At 71.2% G+C, this 23,801-nt stretch carries 21 protein-coding genes; 5 read left to right on the top strand and 16 right to left on the bottom strand.

What is annotated here, in order from left to right; genetic code table 11:
* Positions 1-68: 68 nt before the first annotated feature.
* From I5071_RS00580 to I5071_RS00570, 3 genes are all read right to left on the bottom strand, one after another.
* Positions 69-1,268, bottom strand: coding sequence for a vWA domain-containing protein (locus tag I5071_RS00580; protein ID WP_236519897.1), 1,200 nt, complete (start codon positions 1,266-1,268; stop codon positions 69-71).
* Positions 1,269-1,446: 178 nt separating this feature from the next.
* Positions 1,447-2,577: a phosphatase domain-containing protein gene (locus tag I5071_RS00575; protein ID WP_236519896.1), complete on the bottom strand. Its 1,131-nt coding sequence runs from the start codon at positions 2,575-2,577 to the stop codon at positions 1,447-1,449.
* Between the two features lie 460 nt (positions 2,578-3,037).
* Positions 3,038-3,727: a hypothetical protein gene (locus I5071_RS00570; protein WP_236519895.1), complete on the bottom strand. Its 690-nt coding sequence runs from the start codon at positions 3,725-3,727 to the stop codon at positions 3,038-3,040.
* Positions 3,728-3,828: 101 nt separating this feature from the next.
* Between I5071_RS00570 and I5071_RS00565 the strand changes: the two genes are divergently transcribed.
* From I5071_RS00565 to I5071_RS00555, 3 genes are all read left to right on the top strand, one after another.
* Positions 3,829-4,275, top strand: coding sequence for a hypothetical protein (locus I5071_RS00565; RefSeq protein WP_236519894.1), 447 nt, complete (start codon positions 3,829-3,831; stop codon positions 4,273-4,275).
* Complete coding sequence (locus I5071_RS00560) at positions 4,272-5,369, top strand: tetratricopeptide repeat protein (RefSeq protein WP_236519893.1); 1,098 nt, start codon at positions 4,272-4,274, stop codon at positions 5,367-5,369. Before I5071_RS00565 ends, I5071_RS00560 begins: the two co-directional genes overlap by 4 nt.
* A 97-nt stretch (positions 5,370-5,466) precedes the next feature.
* Positions 5,467-7,200: an NAD(P)/FAD-dependent oxidoreductase gene (locus I5071_RS00555; protein ID WP_236519892.1), complete on the top strand. Its 1,734-nt coding sequence runs from the start codon at positions 5,467-5,469 to the stop codon at positions 7,198-7,200.
* Here the strand turns inward: I5071_RS00555 and I5071_RS00550 are convergent, their stop codons facing one another.
* The 8 genes from I5071_RS00550 to I5071_RS00515 form a co-directional block, all read right to left on the bottom strand.
* Positions 7,201-7,869: a metallophosphoesterase family protein gene (locus tag I5071_RS00550; RefSeq protein WP_236519891.1), complete on the bottom strand. Its 669-nt coding sequence runs from the start codon at positions 7,867-7,869 to the stop codon at positions 7,201-7,203.
* 48 nt (positions 7,870-7,917) lie between these two features.
* Positions 7,918-8,367, bottom strand: coding sequence for a hypothetical protein (locus I5071_RS00545; RefSeq protein WP_236519890.1), 450 nt, complete (start codon positions 8,365-8,367; stop codon positions 7,918-7,920).
* Positions 8,367-9,689, bottom strand: a complete 1,323-nt coding sequence (locus I5071_RS00540; protein ID WP_268921202.1) for a hemolysin family protein — start codon at positions 9,687-9,689, stop codon at positions 8,367-8,369. The genes I5071_RS00545 and I5071_RS00540 overlap by 1 nt, the downstream gene beginning before the upstream one ends.
* Positions 9,690-9,838: 149 nt before the next feature.
* Positions 9,839-10,630, bottom strand: coding sequence for a hypothetical protein (locus I5071_RS00535; protein WP_236519888.1), 792 nt, complete (start codon positions 10,628-10,630; stop codon positions 9,839-9,841).
* Between the two features lie 88 nt (positions 10,631-10,718).
* On the bottom strand, positions 10,719-12,545 hold the full coding sequence (dnaK, locus tag I5071_RS00530) for a molecular chaperone DnaK (RefSeq protein WP_236519887.1): 1,827 nt from the start codon (positions 12,543-12,545) through the stop codon (positions 10,719-10,721).
* Between the two features lie 113 nt (positions 12,546-12,658).
* Positions 12,659-14,404 carry a DnaJ domain-containing protein gene (locus tag I5071_RS00525; protein ID WP_236519886.1) on the bottom strand — a complete coding sequence of 582 codons (1,746 nt, stop codon included), beginning with the start codon at positions 14,402-14,404 and terminating at the stop codon, positions 12,659-12,661.
* Between the two features lie 156 nt (positions 14,405-14,560).
* Complete coding sequence (gene argF, locus I5071_RS00520) at positions 14,561-15,493, bottom strand: ornithine carbamoyltransferase (protein WP_236519885.1); 933 nt, start codon at positions 15,491-15,493, stop codon at positions 14,561-14,563.
* 26 nt (positions 15,494-15,519) lie between these two features.
* Positions 15,520-16,734, bottom strand: a complete 1,215-nt coding sequence (locus tag I5071_RS00515; RefSeq protein WP_236519884.1) for an aspartate aminotransferase family protein — start codon at positions 16,732-16,734, stop codon at positions 15,520-15,522.
* 100 nt (positions 16,735-16,834) lie between these two features.
* On the opposite strand from I5071_RS00515, the gene I5071_RS00510 reads away from it, so the two are divergent.
* Both I5071_RS00510 and I5071_RS00505 read left to right on the top strand, forming a co-directional pair.
* Complete coding sequence (locus I5071_RS00510; protein ID WP_236519883.1) at positions 16,835-17,299, top strand: c-type cytochrome; 465 nt, start codon at positions 16,835-16,837, stop codon at positions 17,297-17,299.
* Between the two features lie 17 nt (positions 17,300-17,316).
* A complete protein-coding gene (locus tag I5071_RS00505; RefSeq protein WP_236519882.1) occupies positions 17,317-17,805 on the top strand; it encodes a hypothetical protein in 489 nt (162 codons plus the stop codon).
* A gap of 135 nt (positions 17,806-17,940) precedes the next feature.
* On the opposite strand, the gene msrA is transcribed toward I5071_RS00505, so the two are convergent.
* The 5 genes from msrA to I5071_RS00480 form a co-directional block, all read right to left on the bottom strand.
* Positions 17,941-18,597 carry a peptide-methionine (S)-S-oxide reductase MsrA gene (gene msrA / locus I5071_RS00500; RefSeq protein WP_236519881.1) on the bottom strand — a complete coding sequence of 219 codons (657 nt, stop codon included), beginning with the start codon at positions 18,595-18,597 and terminating at the stop codon, positions 17,941-17,943.
* A 249-nt stretch (positions 18,598-18,846) separates the two neighbouring features.
* Positions 18,847-19,719, bottom strand: a complete 873-nt coding sequence (argB, locus tag I5071_RS00495; protein ID WP_236519880.1) for an acetylglutamate kinase — start codon at positions 19,717-19,719, stop codon at positions 18,847-18,849.
* 395 nt (positions 19,720-20,114) lie between these two features.
* Complete coding sequence (locus I5071_RS00490) at positions 20,115-20,930, bottom strand: hotdog domain-containing protein (protein ID WP_236519879.1); 816 nt, start codon at positions 20,928-20,930, stop codon at positions 20,115-20,117.
* Between the two features lie 168 nt (positions 20,931-21,098).
* Positions 21,099-22,415 carry a sigma-54-dependent transcriptional regulator gene (locus tag I5071_RS00485; protein WP_236519878.1) on the bottom strand — a complete coding sequence of 439 codons (1,317 nt, stop codon included), beginning with the start codon at positions 22,413-22,415 and terminating at the stop codon, positions 21,099-21,101.
* Positions 22,412-23,662, bottom strand: coding sequence for a sensor histidine kinase (locus I5071_RS00480; RefSeq protein WP_236519877.1), 1,251 nt, complete (start codon positions 23,660-23,662; stop codon positions 22,412-22,414). The genes I5071_RS00485 and I5071_RS00480 overlap by 4 nt, the downstream gene beginning before the upstream one ends.
* Between the last annotated feature and the right edge of the window lie 139 nt (positions 23,663-23,801).

Genomic DNA, 23,801 nt, shown 5'->3' with positions numbered 1-23,801 from the left:
CCCGACGCATCCTGCTCTGGACCCGGCCACGAGCAAGTCGCTCGCGGCACGCCGCGTCTCCAATCAGCTCAATCGGACGGACCGCGGATCTCCAGCACCGTGCCCGTCATCTCCTCGCATCCGGTGCCGTCCGCGCCGGGCACGACGATCTCGATGATCACCGAGCCGATGCGGGTGCGACCATCGCCGCGGAACACGACCTCGAGGAGGAATCGCTGCGGGCCCGCGCCCGGCGCGACCGCATCGTTGCGCAGCGTCAGACCGAACACGACGGTCGTCCCGGTGCGCACCCCGAGGAACGCGCCTGCCGCGACGTCGATCTCGCGCACGCCGTCCATCGGATCGGCGCGCAGCGGCACCACCGCCTCGACGAAGTCGCGCGGATCGACCGCGTCGGTGCGATCGACGTCCATCAGCACGGTGTCGATGTCGAGCTCGATGACCTCGGCGAGCGTGGTGATCGCATCGATCACGCTCGTCGACAGGCGCTCGCCGTTCTCGCCGATGTCGAACACCAGCGGCTCGTCACCGTCGCCCAGCGCGTTGGTGTCGAGCGCCAGCTGCCGCATGTCGGGCAGCCCGCGATCGCGCGGCGGGCCGGAGTAGAGGCCGATCACGCGGATCTCGTTGCGCTGCAGCGCCTCGACCGCGTCGTCGTAGTCGTGTGCGACGGTCGCGACCGCGGGGCACGCCATCGAATCGGAGTACGGGCTCCCGCCGCCCGGCCCGTTGTGGAACGGCGCATCGCTGAAGAGCAGCACGACGGGGAGCGCGTCGGTGCGGAAGCACGGATAGCCGAAGCCACCCATCGGACATCCGAAGCTCGCGGGCACGTAGCGCCCGACGCCTTCGCCGGTGGCGATCTGATAGAGCGCCTCGACCTGCGACTCCGGCGTGTCCGCGCCGTTGTTGAGGCGCACCGAGTCGACGGCGCTCTGCACGCGACCGACGTCCTCGGTCACCGGCAGCACGAGACGGAACGGCAGATCGTTGTCGCCCGAGCTGCCGCATCCGCCCTCGGGGAAGTCCGCGTACGTCGTCACGCCGAGGTTCGCGTCGGGGATCGCGCTCCGGATGCCGGGCACGATCTGATCACGCAGCGTGCGGCGGATCTCCCCGATCTCCTGGCCCATCGACGCGGTGGTGTCGATCGCGAGGACCACGTCCGCGCGACCGAGCTGCACCTCCGTCTCGAGCGGGATCTCGATGAGCCCACCATCGAGCGGGATCTCGATGCATGGAATCTGCGCGTCAGGCCCGGCATCCATGCCGGCGTCGACCTGAGCGTCAGGTGCGAGGAGCCCTGTCTTGGCTCCACAACCGACGAGCATCACCGCGAGCGGCCACCAAAGGCAGCGCGGGGCGAGCCCGACCCGAGGCCCCAAGACGCGTTGCGCCACGCCACAACAAATAGCTCCCGCTGTTGCGCGCGTCGAGATCGCGTGATCAGAGACGTCCGAGCGATCGCAGCTTCGCGGCGCGCGCACGCGCGCGGTCGCGATCGAAGAGCCCGGGCCAGTCGATCTCGATCGGCGGTGGAGGAGGCGGCGACGGAAGATCCCTCGGGCATTCCTCGTCGAGCTGTCTTCCGAACGCGCGGAGCACCGGCGCAGTCGTCGCGAGCAGCGACTCGTCGACCTCTTCGAGGAAGCGCGCGAGCACGTCCGCGCCGTAGCGACCGAGCTGCTTTCGCGCGACGAGATCCATGTACGACGCGACGAGCGCGTCCGCGGTGAATCCGTGATGGATCACGAGCTCCGCGGCCACGCGCAGCGCCGAGAGCGGAGGCAGCACGCCGTGCTCGAGCAGCACGCACGCGGGCTGGAAGTAGTTGTAGAACGGGCAGACGCGCGGCCCGTACTCCTCGAACGCGTTCGGCGAGCTGACGCGATCGAGGTGGATGAAGATGCGGATCGCGCCGCCGCCGCGCGGCACGCGCTCGGCCATGCGCACGACGCGCGGGAGCACGTCGGGATAGACACCGGCGATCTCCAGCACTTGCATGAGCGTCGGCACTTCGACGCGGCCCGCGCAGAGGTCGGTGTAGATCGAGTAGATGAACGCGTCGGCCTCGGCGTCGTCGCCGAACATGTACTCGAGCGTGTCGGAGGGCATCGACGCGCGGGTGTCGAGCAGCGCCGCGAGCTTGTAGCCGACCTGGTCCTTCACGAACCGGAAGCGCCCGCGGAGGATGTTCGTCAGCTGCGGCTTGAGGACGAGCGTGTCCCAGCGGATGCCGTCGAGGCGCAGCTTCGCCTCGAGCACTTTGCGCATCTGCGTGGGGCTGCCCGAGAGGATGTAGATGCCCGCGGGATCGGTCGCGCGGATCTCGCGGAGCAGCGCGGACGCGCCGGGGACGGTCTTCTTCTGCGCGGCGGACTCGAACGCGGTGCGGAGCAGGTCCTTCACCGTGTCGAACTCGGTGCGCAGATACGTCTTGTCGAGGTCCCAGCGATGCACGACGCGATGCGCGTCGTAGGGCGGCGCGGGGATGGGTGTGGTGACGGTGACGGGCGGAGCGGGACCGAGATCCGCGAGGCCCGCGTCGTCGTGTTGTCTGGAGCTCCCCCCGCGCACGCGCGCTCACCTTAGCACCGCGGAGTGCAGGAAAGAATTTCTGAGGAGAGCAGGACGCCCAAGACCACCAAGGCGATGCGCGACACGCGGACGCATCGCGCGCACGAGCTCGTTCGGGAGAATTTCTGAGGAGAGCAGGAGGGTTAGGAACACCACGACGATGCGCGACACGCGGACGCGACGCGCGAAACGAGCTCGTCGTCGTCGTTCGTCGTCGGGGCGCAGACGCCTGCGGGTCGAGGCGCAGACGTCTGCGGGTCGAGGCACAGACGTCTGCGGGTCGAGCACGGACGAGCGATCAAGAAGATCGAGAAGACACACCGACGTGGTCTTCCTTCTCCTCCTGCTTTCCTCAGAAAATCCCGAAGGAGCGCGCTTCGAGCGCATCGACGATCGAGAAGACACACCGACGTGGTGTTCCTTCTCGTTCCTGCTCTCCTCAGCCGGTCGGCCTTCCGGCTCAGTTGTGAGGAAGACCCTGCGCGCCGTTGTGCATCCACGCAGCGACCGCGCTCGCCGCGCTGCTCACCGCGTCGCGCTGGAATTGCGACCAGTCGTGGCGGCCCGTCGAGCCCGCGATGTTGCTGATCCCGAGCGCAGCCGCGAACGGGACGTCCGCGGCGCGGCACGCCATCGCGACCGCGAAGAGCTCGAGGTTCTCCGCTTCGCATCCGGTCGAGGGCGTGATCGCGGCGGCGAGCGTGTCGTCGGTCGTCTGCGCGAGCGGGCTCGCGACCGGCGCGAGATGTCCACGCGGATGACACGCACGCAGCGCACTGCTCATCAGCGCGTGGGTCTCGGCGACCGTCTGCATCGGCTCGGGGAACGACGCGCGCACCGCGAGCACCGCGTGATCGACGAGCTGCGCGCGGCTCGGGACGAGCAAGTCGTGCGGACGGTACTGCGGGAGGTTCGGGTACACGCCGCACGTGCCGATCATCAGCACCGCGCGTGGCTGCACCGCGAGGATGCCGCGCGCCGCCGCCGCGGCCGCGACCGCCATGCCCATGCCGACGATCTTCGCGCGCACCCGCACGTTCCGGATCACGCCGTCGAGACGTTCCCCGAGGTAGGGGCGCATGCCTGCGAGATCGGGCGCGTGGGACGCGACGAGGAGGACGTCGGCGCCGCGTTGCTGACCACTGCTCATCCGGAGCGCGCGAGTCTACCAGAGCGCGACGTCACGAAGCGCGCTCGTCGCCTCGTGCGGATCTTTGATCTGATCGCCACCGCCCCGATAGCATTCGATCCGTGTCCCCCACCCTGCTCAAGCCGCCCGTCCGCGTGCGGCCCGGCGCCCTCTTGCGTCCGCGCGACGGATTCGCGCTCGGCCCTCGCGCCGAGGAAGAGCTCTTCCGGGTGGCGGAGGTGCTGACCGAAGGACGCCTCGATCGCAGCGCGTTCTTCGGCTCGGCGCTGATCACGATCGATCTCGAGAAGGTCGCGCCGCAGCTGCGCGGGCCCGAGGGCGAGGCCGAGCGCCGCCGCCTCTTCGACGCCGTGAGTGGCTCGGTGCGCGTGCGCCTCCGCGCGATGCGCCTCGCGCTCGCCGACGTCGCGCGACGTCACCCCGACAAGCGCCTCGGCACCGCGACCACCGAGACCCGCTTCCGCCTCGACGGCTCGTTGCTCCTGCTCGACGTCGATCTCGAGGTGCCGGTCGATCTATCTTCGCGAGCCAGGGATTCCGTTCGATGAGCCAGCGCGATCCGGTGGGTGGGAAGATCATCCACGTCCAGTTCGGCCCCGGTGGTGGTCGTCGTGCCATCCCCGCGAGCAGCACGCCGCCGAAGAGCGCGCCGACCACGCCGGTGCCCCCGCCCGCCGAGCCGATCGCCGCGCCGGCGCCCGACGAGGAGACGCTCGCGGCCGACGTCGCGGCACGAGAGGCCGAGCTCGAGAAGCAGGCGCGCCGTCGTGATCCCACCGGCGACCTCTACGGTCGCGCCGAGGTCGCGCGCCTCTTCGGCATCCCCGAGAGCAAGCTGCGCTACTGGGATCGCACCGGGTTCCTCTCGCCCTCGGGCGTCGTCGGCGCGCGGCGTCTCTACACGTTCCAGGATCTGATCGGCGTGCGCACCGCGAAGACGCTGCTCGAGCGCGGCGTGCCGCTGCGCCGCGTGCGCAAGACGGTCGACGCGCTGCGCACGACGCTGCCCGACGTGGTGCGCCCGCTCTCCGAGCTGCGCGTGCTCACCGACGGACAGAGCGTGATCGTGCGCGACGAGAAGTCGTCGTTCGAGCCGCGCACCGGCCAGGTCGTGATGGACTTCGAGGTGCGCGAGCTGCGCGACGACGTGGTGCGCGTGCTGCGCCCCGACGCGCTCGATCCCGCGCGCCGTCGCGCCGCGTACGAGGCGTACCTCGAGGGCTGTCGGCTCGACGAGGACGAGTCGACGCTCGATCGCGCCGAGGCGTGTTACCGCCGCGCGATCTCGCTCGACCCCGCGCTCGCGAACGCGCTCACGAACCTCGGCAACCTCCGCTTCCGCCGCGGTGACGGCAAGGAAGCGCGCGGGCTCTACGAGCGCGCGATCGAGCTCGATCCCGAGCAGCCGGAGGCCTGGTACAACCTCGGCTTCCTCGCGTTCGAGCGCAGCGAGCTCGAAGAGGCGGTGCGGCTCTTCGATCGCGCGGTGTCGAGCGATCCGAGCTTCGCCGACGCGCACTTCAACCTCGCGATGGCGCTCGAGGAGATCGGGCGGACGCGCGAGGCTCGCGTGCACTGGGAGACGTACCTCAAGCTCGATCCCAGCGGGCCCTGGGCCGAGATCGCGAAGCGACATCTCTGACCTGCGTACTCGGGGTACGCGACTCAGGTCGGGGAAATCCTGTACCCGCGGCCACCACCAATGGTCGTATGGCTCTCCATACGCGGGAGGTGGTGCGATGAGTGACAGGACGTTCGACGTGGCGATCCTCGGGAGCGGGATCGCCGGCAGCATTCTCGGCGCGATCCTCGCCGAGAACGGCGTGCGCACGTTGCTCGTCGAGCAGGGATCGCATCCGCGGTTCGCGATCGGCGAGTCCACGGTGCCAGAGACGACGTTCTTGTTCCGGCTGCTCGGGATGCGATACGGCGTCCCGGAGATCTCGCAGCTGAGCACCTACAATCGCGTCCGGCGCACGGTCGGCACGACATCGGGGGTGAAGCGCAATTTCTCGTTCGTCTTCCATCGGGCGGACGAGCCGCTGCGCGCGCACGAGTCGTCGCAGCTGCCGACGTTGTCGCCGCCGATGGGGCCCGACGTGCACCTGTTCCGACAGGACGTCGACGCGTACCTGCTCGGCGTCGCGGCCGCGCACGGCGCGGTGGTGCGGCAGCGGACCGACGTGACGAGCCTCGACTTCGGCGCGACCGGCGTCGAGCTGAAGTGCCGCGACGGCAGCGCGTTCCGCGCGAGCTACGTCGTCGACGCGGGCGGCGTGCAGGCGCCGGTCGCGAAGCTCTTCGGTCTGCGCGAGCAGCCGACGACGATGCGCACCCACTCGCGATCGATCTTCACGCACTTCCACGGCGTGACGCCGTTCGACGCGTGCATCGGACCGCGCGAGGCGCACGGTCTTCCGAGCCCGCTCTCGCAAGGAACGCTGCACCACCTGTTCGACGGCGGATGGATGTGGGTCATCCCGTTCGACAACCATCCGTCGTCGACCAACCGCCTCACGAGCGTCGGGCTGAACCTCGATCCGCGCGTGCACCCGCCGACGGGCCTTCCCGCGGACGAAGAGTTCCGGCGCTTCGTCGCGCGATATCCCGCGCTCGCGAAGCAGTTCGAGAACGCGCATCCGATCCGCGAGTGGGTCTCCACCGATCGACTGCAGTTCTCGTCGACGCGCGTCGTCGGTGATCGCTACTGCCTGATGCCGCACGCGTTCGCGTTCGTCGATCCGCTCTTCTCGAGCGGCCTCGGCATCTCGATGGGCGCGATCAACATGCTCGCGTGGCGCCTGATCGAGGCGAAGAAGGACGGCGACTACTCGACCGAGCGCTTCATGCCGATCGACGCGCGCGTGAAGCGCAACTTCGCGCACGTCGATCGACTGGTGAGCCGCTCGTACGTGGCGTTCTCCGACTTCGAGCTGTGGAACGCCTGGTACAAGATCTGGGCGCTCGGGACGATCTTCGGCGGCACCGGCACCCTCGAGGCGATCGGCGAGCTCCTCACGCACGGCGCGGACACGCGCTTCGAGACCTACGAGCTCGAGCCCTTCGGCGGTCTGCAGGGCTCGGATCTCCCCGAGTACATGGCGCTCTTCGAGCGCGCGGCGGCGGAGGTCGACGCGTACGCGGAGAAGCGCATCACCGCATCGCAGGCTGCGGATCGCATCTTCGCGGTGATCGAGGAGAGTCGCCTCTGGCCGGCGCCCTGGGGCAGCCCGCACGCGCGTCATCCGGGCGTCTTCACGCTGCCCAAGGTCGGCCCGCTGATCCAGTGGATGCAGCGCGACGCGCCGCAGGGGATCCGCGACAGCTACGCGCGCCGCTTCGTGCTGCGCCACGTCGTGAAGATGGCGGCGGACGAGTGGGCGTCGGAGCTCGGCTACGCGGGGCGGCTCGTCCGAACGCTCGGTCGCGACTTCGTCACGGGCTACAACCGCGACTGGGATCGCGCGGACTGATCAGGCCGCGTAGCGGATCCAGGTCTGCTCGACCAGGGTGCCCTCGAGGCGCGGCGTCACGACGGTGTAGTGCGCGATGCCGCCCTCGGGGCTCTGCCCCACCGAGCCGAGCCCGATCACGCGCACCTCGTCGACGTCGCGCTGGAAGGGCACGTGCGAGCCGCCGCACGCGACGATGTCCGCGGGATCGTCGGCGATCAGCGCCATCATCTCTTCGTCGCTCATGTCGTGGCTGAGCTCGGTCGTCGGGTCCGCGGGCGAGCCGTGCACCACGACGATCTCGCGGCCGTCGACCAGCGGGATGCGCATCGAGTCGGGCAGTCGCTCGAGGTACTTCAGCACGAGCTCGCCGACCGCGGTGCGGGTGCGGAGGAAGCGCTCCATGCGCTCGCGCTGCGCGTCGTCGGTCGGGTTCATGCGCGTGGGATCGAGCGTCGCGAGCGCCGCGTCCGAGAGGCCGCGCACGCACTTGGCCTTCACCTCGACCAGGCGCTTCCACACCGCGAGCGGATCGTCGCCGCCGAACAGCAGATCGCCCGCGACGTAGACGATGCGGACATCGCGGCGCCGAATGTCCTCGAGCACGGCGTCGAGCGCGGCGAGGTTGCCGTGGATGTCGGCGAGGAACGCCATCGGCGCAGAGGCGGGCGCGTTACGGGAGCTGGCCATCGGCGGCTGAATCTAGCGCCGATGCGGCGTTCCGGGAGCCCCGGGGGCTCACGTCGCGTGCACGACGCCGTGCACGACGGCCTCGCCGAGCGCGCCCTTGACGTCGATCACCTTCACCGGCGCGACGCCCGCCGAGAGCAGCGCACCGCACGCTTCCTCGAGTGGCCGCGCACGTCGCGTCGCGTCGAACGCGCTGATCGCGCGCTGCGTGAACGCACGGAATCCGACCCGCTCGACCGGCAGCACCACCGCGATCACGCCGCCGGCGCGCACGCACGCGCGCACCGCCGCGCTCGCGTCGACGAGCCCGCTCGACGTGGGCCCGAGCACCACCGCGTCGAAGCGCGCATCAGCCGGGAGCGCATCGAGGCTCGCCCGGTTCGCGCCTCGTGCGGCATCGAGCGCGTCGATCGGCGCCACGCCGATCCACAACACGCGCCCCGGCGAGACCGGTGCGAGAGCCTCCGCGAGCGCAGCCTCGCGCGCTTTCTGCGGCACTAGACCGCGCCTTCGGCGGGCTCGGCCGACGAGGGAGGCGCGGTGGTCTTGCGCCGGATCTCGACGCGCGTGACGTGCTTCTCGTCGGCCTCGCGCACGATCAGATCGAGCCCGTCCAGCGTGACGCTCTCGCCCGGCTCGGGCACCTTGCCCGCGAGGCCCACGACGAGCCCACCGAGCGAGTCGACCTCGACCTCGGCGTTCTCGGCGGCCTCGCCGAGCTCGGTGTCGAGCAGCTCGCCGAGCTCGTGGATCGACACGCGCGCATCGGCGAGGAACGTGTTCGGCCCGATCTCGGTGACCAGGCTCTCCTCGGCGTCGTGCTCGTCCTGGATCTCGCCGACGATCTCCTCGAGGATGTCCTCGAGCGTCACCACGCCCGAGGTGCCGCCGAACTCGTCGACGACCAGCGCGAGGTGCTGCCGCTTGCTCTGCATCTCGCGCAGCACGTGGCCGATCTTCTGCGACTCCGCGACGAAGAGCGCGGGCTTGCGCACGATCGAGAGCAGGTTCACGCGGCCCTTCTTCTCGCGCATCGCGCGGAAGAGATCCTTCGCGTGCAGGATGCCCTCGATGCGATCGACGCGCTCGCGATAGACCGGATAGCGGCTGTGGCCCTCTTCGACCACGCGCGCGACCACGTCGTCGATCGGCGTCGAGACGTCGATCGCCACCATGCGCGTGCGCGGGACCATCACCTCGCGCGCGACGGTGTCCTTGAACTCCAGGACGCGCAGCAGGAGCTGCGCGAACTCCTCGGGGATGACGCCTTCTTCCTCGCGGCGCTCGATCATGTGCTCGACCTCGCGCGCCGCGAGATCCTCGTCGACCGCCTCGTCGCGCTGCGGGAGCAGGCGCTCGGCGAACGACGCGACGACCTGGATGGGCCACGCGAGCGGCGCGAGCAGCATCTCGAGCGGCCGCGACCAGCGCAGCAGCCGGAGGCCGAGCACACGCGCTCGGGCGCGCGCGAACGTCTGGGCGACCTCGGCGACCACCGCGTAGCCGAGCGCCGCGCCGGCGACCACCAGCACGCCCGCCCAGAGGGGCATCTGGCCCATCACGAGGTAGGCGGTCGCGGTGGCGAGCGCCGCCGCGCTCATCACGCGGCCGGTGAGCAACCGCGCGCGTATCGCGCCGCGCTCGCGCAGCACGCGTAGCGCAGTCGGGGCATCGGGCCCCTCCTCGTCGCGCACCGCCATGAGGAGCTCCTCGGGCAGTGCGTACATCGCGGCGGTCAGCGCGCTCATCACGGCTCCGACGAGGGCGGAGACGATGATGATGGTGGCAGCGAGACCTGGACCTTCGGGCGAGTCGGGCACGGGATTGCGCTCCGTAGCTGGGCAGCGGAGCGAAGGAAGAGACTAGAGCGACGGCTCCCGGGGAGCAAGGGTTCGTCCCGATCTTCGGACGATCGGCCGACCGCCTGCGCAGCGCCCACCTCGCCGTGAGGCGGGGATGCCGCGCGCTCTCACCGCACCCCGACGGCGCCCGACTCGACGAGCTCGACGAGCGTGCGGAGCACCTCGAGGCGCGACATGCCGCTCACGTCGACCAGATCGTCGACCGTCACGCTGCCGTCGAGGCGCGAGAGCAGGAAGCCCTGGCGATGATCGAGACCGAGCCAGCGGATCTCGTGCTCGGGCACCGTGACGCGCGGCACGCGCGAGCCCACCTCCGCGCTCGCGACGCCCGACACCGAGCCCAGGCGCGCGGTGTAGAGCGCGAGCAGGCGCTCGCGGCTGCTCTCGGCGCAGCGCTGGGCGCGCAGGTCGTCGGGGTCGCGCCCGAGCAGCAGCTCGGCGACCCGGAGCGCGCCGGTGTAGTCGCCGAGTGCGTAGCGATCCGCCATCTCGCCCGCGAGGTCGAGGCCCGGGGTCGAGGGCGGGCGCGAGCGGCGCGTGACGAGATCGAGCGCATCGTCGCGCGTCATCGCGGGCGGCGTGACCGAGCGCGGTCGCGCCGGCGCGTTGCCCTCGCGGAGGCGACCCCATCCGTCGTCGGTGCGCGCGCCGCTCGTCTCGAGCTCGTCGAGGTCGAGGCGCAGCGCCTGATCGGTGCCGCGATCCTCGGTGACGAGATCGGGATCGAGGAAGCCCTCGGGATCGATCGTCGCCCGCGTCTTCGCGGTGGGCTCGCTCGGAGGCGGCGCAGCGAGCTCGGTCGTGTCGAGCTGCAGCGGCTCGGGGCGATCGGAGTCGGGCTCGCTCGGCGTGGGGTCGTCGGGGAGCGCGAGCGGAGGCCCGGCGAACTCGAGCGTCACGCGGTGCGGGGGACGCGTGGAGCGACCCGCGCCCGGCGGGCTGCTCGCTCGACCGTCCCCCGACGATGCGCTCCGGCTCATCGCACGTTCACCCGATCTTGCCGACGACGCCCTTGAACATGCGCTGCGTGCGGTTGAGCGCCTCGATCTGTTCCTTGAGGCCGCGGGTGTCGCCCGCCTGCATCAGCGAGCGCGCCTTCTCGACGACGATGCGCGCCTTGTCGATCGCGTCGCGCCCGAAGTCCGAGCCCGCGACGACCTCCTCGACCTTCGGGAAGAGGCGCTGGATCTCCGCGATGAGCGTCTCCGCTTCCTGCTTCGCGCGCTCCAGCTCTTCGTCGTCGCGGCGCGCGACCGCGTAGGTCTGCGCGTCGTCGACCATCTGATCGATCTCGTCCTTCGTGAGGCCGCTGGTCGCGGTGACCGTGATCGACTGCGCCTTGCCGGTCTCGAGATCCTTCGCGTGCACGCTGACGATGCCGTCCGCGTTGATCTCGAAGGTCACCTCGATCTCGACCGCGCCCGCCGACGCACGACGAAGGCCGGTGAGGATGAACTCGCCGAGCAGCTCGTTCTCGTCGGCGCGCTTCGACTCGCCCTGCATCACGAGGATCTTCACCGCGGTCTGGTTGTCGCGGACCGTCGTGAAGATCTTGCTGCGCGAGGTCGGGACGGTGCTGTTCTGCGGGATGAGCTCTTCGAAGAGCCCGCCGTGCACCATGATGCCGAGCGTGTGCGGCGTGACGTCGAGCAGCACCATGTCCTGCTCGTCGTCGACCAGCGCCGCGCCCTGGATCGCCGCGCCCAGCGCGACGACCTCGTCGGGGTGCACGCCCTTGCAGGGCTCGCGCTCGAAGTAGTCGGCGACCGCCTGCTGCACCTTCGGCATGCGCGTCATGCCGCCGACCAGGATCACGTCCTCGATCTCGTCCTTCTCGAGGCCCGCTTCCTTGAGCGTCATGTCGCAGATCTCGATCGTGCGCTGCACGAGATCGTCGGTGAGCTCCTCGAGCTGCGAGCGCGTGAGCAAGCGCTGGAGATGCAGCGCCTCGCTGCGCGCGCTCGAGATGATGAAGGGCAGGTTCACCTCGGTCTCGACCACGCTCGAGAGCTCGCACTTCGCCTTCTCGGCCGCGTCCTTGAGGCGCTGCAGCGCCATGCGGTCCTGGCGCAGATCGATGTCGTGCTCCTCGCGGAAGCCCTGCACGAGCCAGTCGATGATGCGCTGGTCGAAGTCCTCGCCGCCGAGGAACGTGTCGCCCGCCGTGCTGACGACCTTGAACACGCCCGCGCTCGAGATCTCCATCACCGAGATGTCGAACGTGCCGCCGCCGAGGTCGTAGACCGCGACGCGACGATCGATGTTCTTGCCGAAGCCGTACGCGAGCGCCGCCGCGGTCGGCTCGTTGATGATCCGGATGACGTCGAGGCCCGCGATGGCGCCGGCATCGCGCGTCGCCTGGCGCTGGCCGTCGTTGAAGTACGCAGGGACCGTGACGACCGCCTTGTGGACCTCGTGGCCGAGGTAGTCCTCGGCGATCATCTTCATCTCCTGCAGGATCATCGCGGAGATCTCGGGGACCGAATAGACCTTGTCGCGCAGCTGGATGCGCGGGTCGTTGTGCGGTCCCTCGACGATGCGATAGGGGACGTTGCCGAGCGCCGCCTGCACCTGCGGGCTGTGGAACTTGCGGCCGATCAGGCGCTTGGCCGCGTACACCGAGTTCTCGGCGTTGGTCACGGCCTGGCGCTTCGCGATGTGACCGACGAGGCGCTTTCCGGCCTCGGTGATGGCGACCATCGACGGCGTCACCTTGTACCCGCCGCGGTTCGCGATGACGACGGGCGTGCCCCCTTCGACCACCGCGACGCACGAGTTGAAGGTGCCCAAGTCGATGCCGATGACCTTCTCCATCCGCTCCCCACGTCAGGGCTCGCCGAGCCCGGCTCCGATCGATCGCGTCTCGCCTACGATGCTCGACGATTTCGGTGACGACGTCGAGGACGAAAGGCGCGCGAAGGACGATCTCAGCCCTTCAGCTCGCCCAGGAGATTCTTGACGATCTGGTCGGTGGGGTCCAGCAACGCGGCACGCTCGAGCTCGCGGCGCGCGTTGAGCTGGAGCCCCGCCGCGAGATAGACGCGACCGAGCGTCCGGCGTGCGGCGACGTCGTCCGGCCTCAGCTCGCACGCACGCTGTGCGAAGCGCTGCGCCTGGTGGAGATCGCCCTTCGCCTCGACCAGCGCGAGGGCGGCGCGGAGCAGCGCCGCGACGTCGTCGGGGCGACCATCGACCACCTTCGACCAGCTGGCCGCCGCCGCGGCCCACTTGCGGTGCTTCTCTTCGTAGAGCGCGGCCTGCTCGTACTTGTCGGCGAGCTGCACCGCGAGGAGGCGCGAGACGCGCTCGTGCTCGAGCCGGAGGTCGTCGCGCTGCGGCGCGAGCGCCGTCGCCATGCGCAGCTCGCGGCTCGCACCGGCGAGATCGCCCTCGGCCTCGAGGCGCTGCGCGTCGCGCTGGTGGCGCGAGATGCGATCGATGCCGCCGGTGAGCGAGGCGGTGCTCTTCAGGCTGCTCGCGAGGTCGCGCAGCACCTCGTCGCGCGCGCGCGGCGCGGAGGAGGCCGGCGCGGGCACACCGCCCGCCGACGTCGCGGTCCCCGGCCGCGCGCCCTGGAGGCGTCGCTGGAGCAGCTCGCGGGCGCGGCGGCGGCCCTCGTCGCTGAGCGCACGCGTCGGACTCTCGGTGGGCGCCTGCGGGGTCGGGGTCGGCGGGGTCGGCGGAGGAGGCTCGGGCGGAGGGCTCGCGACGGGCTTCGCCGTCGCGCGCATCGCGTCCTCGACCGCGCGGGTGTCGCCCTGCAGCGCGAGGTAGGCGTCGTACTCGGCGCGCGACTTCTTCTTGCCGAGCACGTCGTAGGCCTCGGTGAGGCGGGTGAAGATCGCCTCCATCTTCGCCTTGTAGGGGCCGAGGCTCTTCCGGAACGCGGTGTCGGGATGGAAGACCTTCGAGAGCTCGAAGTACGTCGCGCGGATGTCCTTGAGCTCGACGTTCGGGCGCAGGCCGAGCACCTCGTAGTGATCGAGGAGCTCGAGCACCGGATAGAGCTCGTCGATGCGCTTGCGACGCTCGGGCGGGAGGTCGATCTCCGCGGGCTGGGAGCCGGCGCTCGAAGGTGCGGCAACCGCAGCGGGCTCGGAGGGCGTAGGTGACGTCGTCGCCGGCATCGCGGGCGGCGTCGGACGACGTGTCGACGCATCGGCGCTCGGCACCGTGGGGCTGCTGGGCGGGCGCTCGCGCACGTTCACGCGCGCGACGCTGCCGGGGCGCCCGGTGCCCGCGCGCGACGCGTCGACACGACCCTCGAGGCGCCGCGGATCGACGCTGTCGCTCGACGTCGCAGCGCCCGGCGGGACGGTGCTCGGCCCGGGCACGCGCGCCGGCGGAGGCACCTTCACCCGCGTGGGCTCGCGCGTCGCGCTCGGCGGCTCGCTCTCGGTCACCTGCGCTCGCTCGAACGCGCGCGGCGAGGGGATCGCGCGACGATGCACCCCCTGCGAGGGCGTCGGGGGACGGTTCGACGCGCGCGGCAGGCTGATCGTCCCGTCGGCCCACTCCACCGCGCCGAGCTCGATCAGCTTGCCGATCGTGAGCACCACGTCGGCCACGTCGAGGTTCGTGAGGTCGGAGAGATCGTCGATCGTCGCGACACCGTCGATGCGCGAGAGGATGAACCCCTCCGTCGGCGTCAGCGGAAGCGAGCGAAGGTCCACGTCGGTGACGAGCCGCGGGATTCTGGGACTCCGATTTCCCACGCGGAAGCCAGGCCGCGACGGTAGCACGTGGCATCACGCCACGCGTCGAATTCGCGGGGAACGGAGCGTCGGTACGTGGCCGCGACGCGCGTTGGAGCGCGCGACGACGGAGGCTCAGCGGACGAGGTGCTCGAGCAGCGCCTTCTGCGCGTGCAGCCGGTTCTCGGCCTCGTCCCACACCCGCGACGCGGGGCCGTCGATCACGTCGGCCGAGACCTCTTCGCCGCGGTGCGCGGGCAGGCAGTGCAGGAAGATGGCGTCGCGCGCCGCGCGCTCCATCAGTGCCGCATCGACCTGGTAGCCCTCGAACACGCGGGCCCGCGCCACCGCCTCGCTCTCCTGGCCCATGCTCGCCCAGACGTCGGTCGTCACGACGCGCGCGCCCTCGGCGGCCTCGCGCGGATCACGGACCACGCGGATCTGCGGATCGATGCCGACCTCGCGCGCCGCACGCGCCGCCATCTCGAGCACCGCCGCCTCGGGGAAGAACCCGTCGGGGCACGCGAGGCGAAGGTCGAGCCCGAGCAGCGCCGCCGCGAGGATCCACGAGTGCGAGACGTTGTTGCCGTCGCCGATCCACGCGACCGGCACGTCGCGCAGATCCTCGGTGCCGAGCGCCTCCTGCACCGTCTGCAGATCCGCGAGCAGCTGACACGGGTGGAAGCGATCGCAGAGCCCGTTGATCACCGGCACGCGCGAGTGCTTCGCGAGCGTCTGCACCTTCTGGTGACCGAAGGTGCGGAAGACGATCGCGTGCACGAAGCGCGAGAGCATGCGCGCCGTGTCCTCGATCGGCTCGCCGCGCCCGAGCTGCGTGTCCTTCGCGAGCAGCGTGACGGGCTGACCGCCGAGCTCGAACACGCCGACCTCGAACGACACACGGGTGCGCGTCGACGCCTTCTCGAGGACGATCGCGACGCTCTTGCCCTCGAGCGGGCGCGGGTGCGCGGGCGTGCCGCGCAGCGCCTTGAGCTCCTTCGCGCGCGCGAGCACGCGGAGCAGATCGTCGCGTCCCAGATCGAGCAGAGTGAGGAAGTGCTTGGGCACGGCGGATCCTTCGCGAGGGGTCGAGATCACTTCTTCGGAATGGAGCGCAGCGCGATCGCGAGCTGCTCGACGGCCTGATCGACGTCGGCGCGCTTCACGTTGAGCGCCGGCGCGAAGCGGATCACGTCGCCGCCCGCGATCGCCGAGAGCACGCGCTGCGAGCGCAGCTGCTGGTACGCGACCATCGGGTCGTACGCCGCGTCGACCCGCACGCCCTGCAGGAGACCCATCCCGCGACGCTCCGCCGCCGCCGGGATCGACGGATCGGCGACCAGCGCGGCGAGCTTCTCGCCGAGGTAGCGGCCCATCGTCTCGGCGTTCTCGACGAGCTTCTCCTCGTCGAAGATGCGCAGCACCGCGAGGCCCGCCGCGCACGCGAGCGGGTTGCCGCCGAACGTCGAGCCGTGGGTGCCGGTCGTGAGCGCGCCCGCGACCTTCTCGGTGATCAACATCGCGCCGAGCGGCACGCCGCCGCCGATGCCCTTCGCGAGCGAGCACGCGTCGGGCATCACGCCCGACCACTCGCGCGCGAGGAAGCGGCCGGTGCGCCCGTAGCCGGTCTGCACCTCGTCGAAGAAGAGCAGCGCGCCCGCCTCGTCGCAGATGCGCCGCGCCTCGCGGAGGTACTCGTCGCTCGCGACGATGATCCCGCCCTCGGCCTGGATCGGCTCGAGGAACACCGCCGCGGTGTCGGGGCCGACCACCGCGCGCAGCGCGTCGACGTCGCCGTAGTCGACGAAACGAACGCCGGGGAGCATCGGGCCGAAGCCCTCGTGGTACTTCGCCTGCCCGGTGATCGAGACCGCGCCCATCGTGCGGCCGTGGAACGACTTGTGGGTCGCGACGAGCTCGACGCGGCGCGCATCGCCGCGCACGTGGTGGTAGCGGCGCGCGAGCTTGATCAGCGCCTCGTTGGCCTCGGTGCCCGAGTTCGAGAAGTAGACGCGGTCGAAGCCGGTGCGCTTCGTGAGCTCGGCCGCGAGCTCGATCGCGCGATCGCTGAAGAAGAGGTTCGACGTGTGGATCAGGCGCGCCGCCTGGTCCGCGAGCGCCTTCGCGAGCGTCGGGTGCGCGTGGCCGACCGAGAGCACCGCGATGCCGCCCGAGAAGTCGAGGTACTCGTTGCCCTCCACGTCCCACACGCGGCAGCCCTCGCCGCGCGCGAGGATGCTCGGCGGCTGCCGATAGTTCGGCACGAAGGTCTTCTGGGCGGTCTCGTACAGCTCGCGGTTGGTGGCCATCGCGCGGCGTCTTTACCACTCCCGTCGGGCGATCGCGAGGTCCAGGGCGCGCGTGCGAGACGGCGTAACGCCGGTCGCAGATCGCGCCTCCGATGGCGCGATGACTCGAACCACTCGGACCTCGCTCGTCTCCGTCTTCCTCTTGCTCGCGGCGTGTGATGGCTCGTCCTCCACGCCCACCACCGACGCGTCGGTCGCGACCGACGCGCCTCCGCCCGCGACGTTCGCCGAGCAGGTCGAGCTCGGCGCCGCGACCTACACCGCGCACTGCGCGAGCTGCCACGGCGCGAGCGGCGAGGGCACCGCGACCGGGCCGCGCGTCGTGGGCCTCGCCGAGGGCGCGCTGCCGCTCGAGCCGCGCGAGGGCGCGGTGCGCACCACCCAGTTCGTGACCGTGGCCGACGTCGCGGAGTTCGCGGTCATGGCGATGCCGCCGACCGCGCCGGGCTCGCTCTCGGGCGAGGAGTACTGGGCGATCCTCGCGTTCGCGCTCCACGCCAACGGGATCGATCTCGATCGGAAGCTCGACGCCGAGCTCGCAGCGACGCTGACGATCCCGCGCTGAGCGCTACGCTCGCGACGATGAGGGGTCTCTCGCCAGTCGTCGCGACGATGGTGTTGTGCGGGTGTTACGTGGCGCACGAGCGCGACGCGCCGGTGGCTGACGCCGCCGCGCCGTCGCCGATGTGCTTCGCCGGCGAATCAGTGACGACGATCGAAGTGCCCGAGACCGGGTGCACGCGAGCGAGCGTCGTGGGGACCGGAGCGCCGCGGCCCGACTCGCCGTCGTCGGCCGAGGGCACGCCGGTGCGTGTGATCGCTCGCTCGCGCGAGCTCGCGGACCGCGCGCAGATGATGCTGCGCATCGCGTGCACCGACGATCCCCGTGCCGAGGGCAACGTGTTCTTCCTGCGGCCCGGGAGCCCGACCTGCGATACCCAGGGCTCGTTCGGAGGACGCTGCGACGCCATCCGGAGTGACCCGACGTTCCGCGCGCTCGGTGCGACGACCGAGCTCGAGCTGCGGGTGGAAGGTCGGGTGGCGCTCGACCTGACGGTCTGCGTACGCTGAGTTTTGGGAGGGGCCTTGGAAGCCCCCTCCCCCGCCCGGCAAAGCCGGATCTGCGTTCGCAGAGCTTCCGATTGATCGACACCGGAGGTCCCCACCAGCTGCGCGCGGCAGGGCCGTGGGACCGCCTCGGAGTGATCAGTGCCCGCCTGCGAGGTCGCCCCAGATCTGCTGCAGGCGCGCGTCGCGGCCGCAGCCGAGGCGGTACTCGGTGTAGCGGACGGGGTGCGTCCGGTAGAAGTCCTGGTGGTAGTCCTCGGCGATCCAGAACGGGCCCGCGTCGGTGATCTCGGTGACGATGCGGCCCGGGATCGTCTGCTCGACGCGCGCCTTGCTCGCCTCGGCGAGACGGCGCTGCTCGGCGTCGATCGGGAAGATGCCGCTGCGGTACTGGGTGCCGTGATCGCAGAACTGGGCGTCCGCCTGGGTGGGATCGACGTTGTGCCAGAACACCTCGAGCAGCTGCTCGTAGGTGATGCGCGAGGGGTCGTAGAGCACGCGCACCGCCTCGGCGTGACCGGTGCGGCCGGCGCTGACCTCGTCGTAGCTCGGGCCCTCGAGCTCGCCGCCGGTGTAGCCCGAGAGCACCGAGATCACGCCCGGGAGATCCTCGAACGGGCGCTCCATGCACCAGAAGCAGCCGCCCGCGAAGATCGCGACGGCCTGGCCTTCGCCGGGCGGAGGCGCGGCCTGGGTCTGGGGAGCGCGCGAGGAGGCGGATGCGCCGGGCGTGCTGCTCGGGGGCGACGAGCACGACGCGAACACGAGCGCGAGGACGAGCGCGAGTCGGGTCACGCCCTCTGTACGTCGCGCCCGGCACCCGCGTTACGAGGGCGAGACCCTCCGAGGTCGGCGACGGGCGATGATTCGGCTCGATTGGGGCCTCGACACCCCAACCAAGGCCGATGCATCGGCCCAGGGGGAGCCTCGGAGGTCACCGAGGTTCGATCGATCTGCCTCATTGGGGCCTCGACACCCCACTCGAGGCAGATCGATCTGCCTTCGATCACCCCTAGGGGTAGTCCTCGCGAGGGCGGTTCCCCTTCAGCCGGCGGTGATCTCGGTGCCGATGCCGCGGTCGGTGAACAGCTCGAGCAGCGCGGCGTGCTGCATGCGCCCGTCGATGACGTGGCACTTCTTGACGCCCACCGCGATCGCGTCGAGCGCGCACTGCACCTTCGGGATCATCCCGCCGCTGATCACGCCGGTCTCGATCAGCGAGCGCACGTGATCGGCGGACATCGACGACGCGACGTTGCCGCTCTCGTCCTTCACGCCGGCGATGTCGGTCATGAGCACGAGCTTCTCGGCTTTGGTCGCGGCGGCGATCGCGCCCGCGACGGTGTCGGCGTTGACGTTGAGCGAGCGCCCTTCGTCGTCGACCGCGACCGGCGCGACCACCGGGATGAAGCCGCCCGCGACGAGGTGCTCGAGGATGCGCGTCTTGACCTCGACGATGCGCCCGACGCGGCCGGGGTCGACGACCTTGCCGCTCTTGGTGCGCATCTCGGTGACGCGCTCGCCGCGCAGGAACGAGTCGTCCTTGCCCGAGAGGCCCACGGCGCGCCCGCCGTGGTTGTTGATGAGGGTGACGATCTCCTGGTTCACCCGACCGCCGAGCACCATCTCGACGACGTCCATCGTGCGCTCGTCGGTGACGCGCAGGCCGTCGATGCGCTCGCTGACGACGCCGAGGCTGCCGAGCATCTCGTCGATCTGCGGGCCACCGCCGTGCACGACGATCGGCTGCAGGCCGACGAGCTTCATCAGCGTCACGTCGCGCGCGAACGAGTCGCGCAGCGCGGGCTCGGTCATCGCGTGACCGCCGTACTTGATGACGAAGGTGCGGCCGTGGAAGCGGCGGATGTACGGCAGTGCCTCGTGGAGGATCGAGGCTTTGTGGATGAGGTCCTGCATGAAGCGTCTCGGTGAGTGGCGCGGGGTGGTGCGTCCGCCGCCCGGTGTGCTCGCGGGCTGCTGGACGAGAGGGTGAGAGCGTTGGGCGGCTGTGGGCGCATCGCGGCGCGAAGCGCGCCGCGATGACTGTGGTCAGTCTGTGGTCGACGTCTGCGAGCCCCCGTCGCACGAGGGCGTCGGACCCACCACCCCACTTCCGGTACCGCGGTTCTGCCGCCTCGCGTGGTGAAGGTGGCGATGGCTCGCGACCGATCCGCGCGGCTCGGACGCTCGCGAGTCGCACCGCGCTTCGCGCGTGTGCGCGCTGCGCGCGGTGATTCGGGGGCACCGCGCTCCGCGCGTGTGCGTGGTGCGCGCGGAGATGGAAGCGGGGCGGGACATCGGCGCGGAGCCTATCAGCGCGACGTGCGGATCGCGTCGACGAGGCGTGACGGGCCGGTCTCGCCGAGCATGCGGCGGACCGTGGTGCCGGTGACGCACACGCGGTCGCCGACGAGGATGCGGGTCGCGAAGACCGCGGCGCCGTCCTCGGTGTGGCCGCGCGCGGTCGTCTCGACGCGCACCTCGTCGCCCGCGGCGACGGGGCTGCGGAACGTGAGCTCCTCGGCGATGGGCTCGACGTCGCGCGGCGCGAGGCCCGCGGCGCGCGCCGCGATCGAGAGCGCCTCGTCGCAGAAGTCGACGTACTGCGGGTGGTTCACGTGATCGAGCGGGTCCATCCACGTCCACCACGCGCGGAACGTGAAGACGTGGGGCTCGTGCGCGTCGACCTCGCGCGCCAGCGCGGGCAGCTCGGGCGCGGCGTCGTCGTCGGGGCCGCTCTCCACCGGGAACGCGTCGAGCAGCGAGCGCGGCGCGCGCGCCATCTCGAGCGACTCCGAGACGTACACCCACTCCTGTCGCGCCGACGCGATCGCACCGCGGGACGAGCGCACTCGGATCTCGCGCGTCGAGAGCATCTCGCGGCGCATGCGCGACACCCACGTCGTCGCCGCGAGGGGCTCGCCGTAGGTCGCTTCGAGGTGATGGCGCACCGTCATGCTGCGCACGACGAACGCGGTCTTCTCCTCGCGGTAGCGCATCGGAGGCCAGCCACACGCGGTCGAGCCCTCGACCGCGACCTCCTGGAAGAGGCGCCAGACGTCGCCTGCCCGCGCGGCATCACGCGCGGAGAACGCGTGGCGCGGGAGCATCGTGGACGTGGAGAACATCGCGGCCGCGTGTACCGCGCGCAGCCACACGCGGCAATCAGCCCAGTTGGAGTGCTCGCCGGCGCAGGGCCCGCACGGGAGCGTGCGGAGCACGTGGACGGGAGGGCCCTGAGCGGGCGAGCCGATTTTGATCAGCCCAGTTGGAGTGCTCGCCGGCGCAGGGCTCCTTCAACCGATGCCGTAGCGCTTGATGCGATCGACCAGCGTGACGCGCGGCATGCCGAGGCGGCGCGCGGCCTCGGACTGGTTGCCGCCGTGCTCGGCGAGCGCGCGCGTGATGAGCTCGCGCTCGAACGCCTCGACCTGCGCGCGGAACGTGCCCTCGTGCGCGGTGGGCGTGGTGGTGTCGTCGAGCGCGTCGAGGCCGATCACGCCGCCCTCGGAGAGCGCGACGCATCGCGCGATCGTGTTCTCGAGCTCGCGCACGTTGCCGGGCCAGGCGCGCGCGGCGAGCGCGTCGATCAGCGCGGGCGCGAGCGCGACGTCGGGCAGCGCGAAGCGCTCCGCGTAACGCGCGGCGAACGTGCGCGCGAGCTGCGGGATGTCGCCGCGTCGCTCGCGCAGCGGAGGCATCGTGAGCTCGACGACCGCGAGGCGATAATAGAGGTCCTCGCGGAAGCGTCCGGCGGCGGCCTCGCTCTTCAGGTCGCGGTGGGTGCACGCGACGATGCGCACGTCGACCTTCTCGACGCGCGCCGCGCCGACCGGCTGGATCTCGCCCTCCTGCACGGCGCGCAGCAGCTTCGCCTGGATCGCGAGGGGCAGCTCGCCGATCTCGTCGAGCACCAGCGTCCCGCCGTGCGCCTCGGCGAACCAGCCGCGACGCGCCGCGGTGGCACCGGTGAACGCGCCCTTCGCGTGGCCGAAGAGCTCGGCGTCCGCGAGCTCCGCGGGGATCGCCGCGCAGTTGAAGCGCACCAGCGGGCCCGACGCGCGCGTGCCCGCGACGTGGAGCACGCTCGCGAGCAGCTCCTTGCCGGTGCCGGTCTCGCCGCGCACCAGCACCGGCACGTCGCGCCCTGCGACGCGCACCGCGGCGGCGAGCACGCGCTCGAACGCGGGCGCTTCGCCGAGCAGCGGACGCCCGAGCGCGTGCTCGAGCTCGAGCCGGCTCGCCTTGCGTCGCAGCGCGCGATGCTCGAGCGCGCGCTCGATCACCAGCGTCATCTCCTCGACGTCGAAGGGCTTGGTCAGGTAGTCGAGCGCACCTTCCTTCATCGCGCGCACCGCGATGCGCTCCGAGCCCCGCGCGGTGAGCATCACGACCGCGAGGCGCGGATCGATGGCGCGGATGCGCGCGAGCAGCGCGAGGCCGTCCATGCCGGGCATCGAGAGGTCGGTGATCACGAGATCGACGTCGTCGAGCACGCGCAGCGCGGCCTCGCCGCTCTCGGCGTCGATCACCTCGTGCCCGAGGTCCTCGACGAGCTCGCGCAGCGTGAACCGCACCGAGCGCTCGTCGTCGACGATCAACACGCGCGTCATCGGGTCTCCCCTTCGATCACCAGCGCGACGATCGCGCCCTTCCCTCGCTCGCCGCCGATCTCGAGCGTGCCGCCGTGCTGGCGCGCGATGCTGCGCGCGAGCGCGAGGCCGAGCCCGGTGCCGCCCTCGCGCGCGCTCTCGAACACCTCGCCGGCGCGCACCGCGGGGTCGAAGCCCTCGCCGGTGTCGCGCACCTCGAAGCGCACCCGGGCGCCCTCGCGCCGCACGGCCAGCGTCATCACACCACCGCGTGGCATCGCCTGCACCGCGTTCTGCGCGAGGTTGAGCAGCGCCTCGCGCAGCCGGCGCGGATCGGCGATCACCTCGCCCGCGTCGCCCTCGCAGCGGACCTCGATCGACGATGCCGCGGCGCGCGCCTCGATCACCGCGGCGACGTCGTCGATCAGCGCGCGCGGGCGGATCGGCTCGGGCGCGAGATCGGTCAGCGGGCGCGCGAGCGTGAGGTACTCGTGGAGGATCGCCTCCATGCGCTCGACCTCCTCGAGCACCACGCCGAAGCGTCGCTCGTCGCGGGCATCGCTCGGCTTCTTCGCGAGCATCTGCACGAGCCCCTTCACCGCGGTGAGCGGGTTGCGGATCTCGTGCGCGACCTTCGCGCCGAGCGCCTCGGACTCGCGCGCGCGATGCGCCGCTTCCTCGAGCACGTCGCCGCGCATGCGATCGAGGGTCTCGCCCACCGAGCGATACGCCTCGACGAGCCCGACGACGCCGAGCCGCGCGAGGGCGAGCGTCATGAGCGTGCTCCACGCGACCATCCATCCGCGCTGCGGCGACGGCACGACGTCGAAGGGCCCGCGCACCACCGCGAGCACGAGCAGCACGCCGATCGCGATCACGATCATCGCGCCCGCGCCGCGGCGCGGACCGAACGCCGCGAGGCCGACCGTCACCGGCGCGAAGAGCAGCGGCAACATCGGGCTCTCGAGCCCGCCGCTCAGCAGCGCGCCGAGCCCGATCGCGATCGCGGTCGCGCCGAGGGAGAGGCCGAGCCAGCGCTCGTCGAGGGCGCGACGTCCGAGCGCCCACGCCTCGACGAAGAACGCGATCACCATCGCGCCGGTCGCGCCCGCGATCGCGATCACCTGCGCGCGCGGTGCGCTCGAGCTCGCGAGGATCGCGGCCTGACCGAGCGCGCCGATCGCGACCACGAGCGGGCGCTGCCGCAAGAAGCGCGTGCCGACGGCGCGGAGGCGCGCGGCGTGGAGCGTGTCGAAGGCGCGGGTCACGGAGCGAGCTCGTCGCAAGCCTCGCACCGATCGCGTCGCGCCGCGAAACGCGCGCACGATCGTCGCGGCCCCGACAGCTCCGTCGGCGGACCGACGATTCCCGGCGAATTGCGGCGAAGAAGCCCGACATCACGCGCGG

It is taken from the genome of Sandaracinus amylolyticus, assembly GCF_021631985.1.
In the GTDB taxonomy this organism is placed as follows: domain Bacteria; phylum Myxococcota_A; class Polyangia; order Polyangiales; family Sandaracinaceae; genus Sandaracinus; species Sandaracinus amylolyticus_A.
Note: the sequence above shows the minus strand (reverse complement) of the source record. Positions and strands in the feature narration are given on the sequence as shown.

Bases quoted from the DNA above. Each gene is read 5' to 3' on its own strand.
- I5071_RS00580 (WP_236519897.1), bottom strand. From the start codon at position 1,268: ATGGATGCCGGGCCTGACGCGCAGATTCCATGCATCGAGATCCCGCTC.
- I5071_RS00570 (WP_236519895.1), bottom strand. From the start codon at position 3,727: ATGAGCAGTGGTCAGCAACGCGGCGCCGACGTCCTCCTCGTCGCGTCC.
- I5071_RS00560 (WP_236519893.1), top strand. From the start codon at position 4,272: ATGAGCCAGCGCGATCCGGTGGGTGGGAAGATCATCCACGTCCAGTTC.
- I5071_RS00555 (WP_236519892.1), top strand. From the start codon at position 5,467: ATGAGTGACAGGACGTTCGACGTGGCGATCCTCGGGAGCGGGATCGCC.
- I5071_RS00550 (WP_236519891.1), bottom strand. From the start codon at position 7,869: ATGGCCAGCTCCCGTAACGCGCCCGCCTCTGCGCCGATGGCGTTCCTC.
- dnaK (WP_236519887.1), bottom strand. From the start codon at position 12,545: ATGGAGAAGGTCATCGGCATCGACTTGGGCACCTTCAACTCGTGCGTC.
- I5071_RS00515 (WP_236519884.1), bottom strand. From the start codon at position 16,734: ATGGCCACCAACCGCGAGCTGTACGAGACCGCCCAGAAGACCTTCGTG.
- I5071_RS00510 (WP_236519883.1), top strand. From the start codon at position 16,835: ATGACTCGAACCACTCGGACCTCGCTCGTCTCCGTCTTCCTCTTGCTC.
- I5071_RS00505 (WP_236519882.1), top strand. From the start codon at position 17,317: ATGAGGGGTCTCTCGCCAGTCGTCGCGACGATGGTGTTGTGCGGGTGT.
- argB (WP_236519880.1), bottom strand. From the start codon at position 19,719: ATGCAGGACCTCATCCACAAAGCCTCGATCCTCCACGAGGCACTGCCG.
- I5071_RS00490 (WP_236519879.1), bottom strand. From the start codon at position 20,930: ATGTTCTCCACGTCCACGATGCTCCCGCGCCACGCGTTCTCCGCGCGT.
- I5071_RS00485 (WP_236519878.1), bottom strand. From the start codon at position 22,415: ATGACGCGCGTGTTGATCGTCGACGACGAGCGCTCGGTGCGGTTCACG.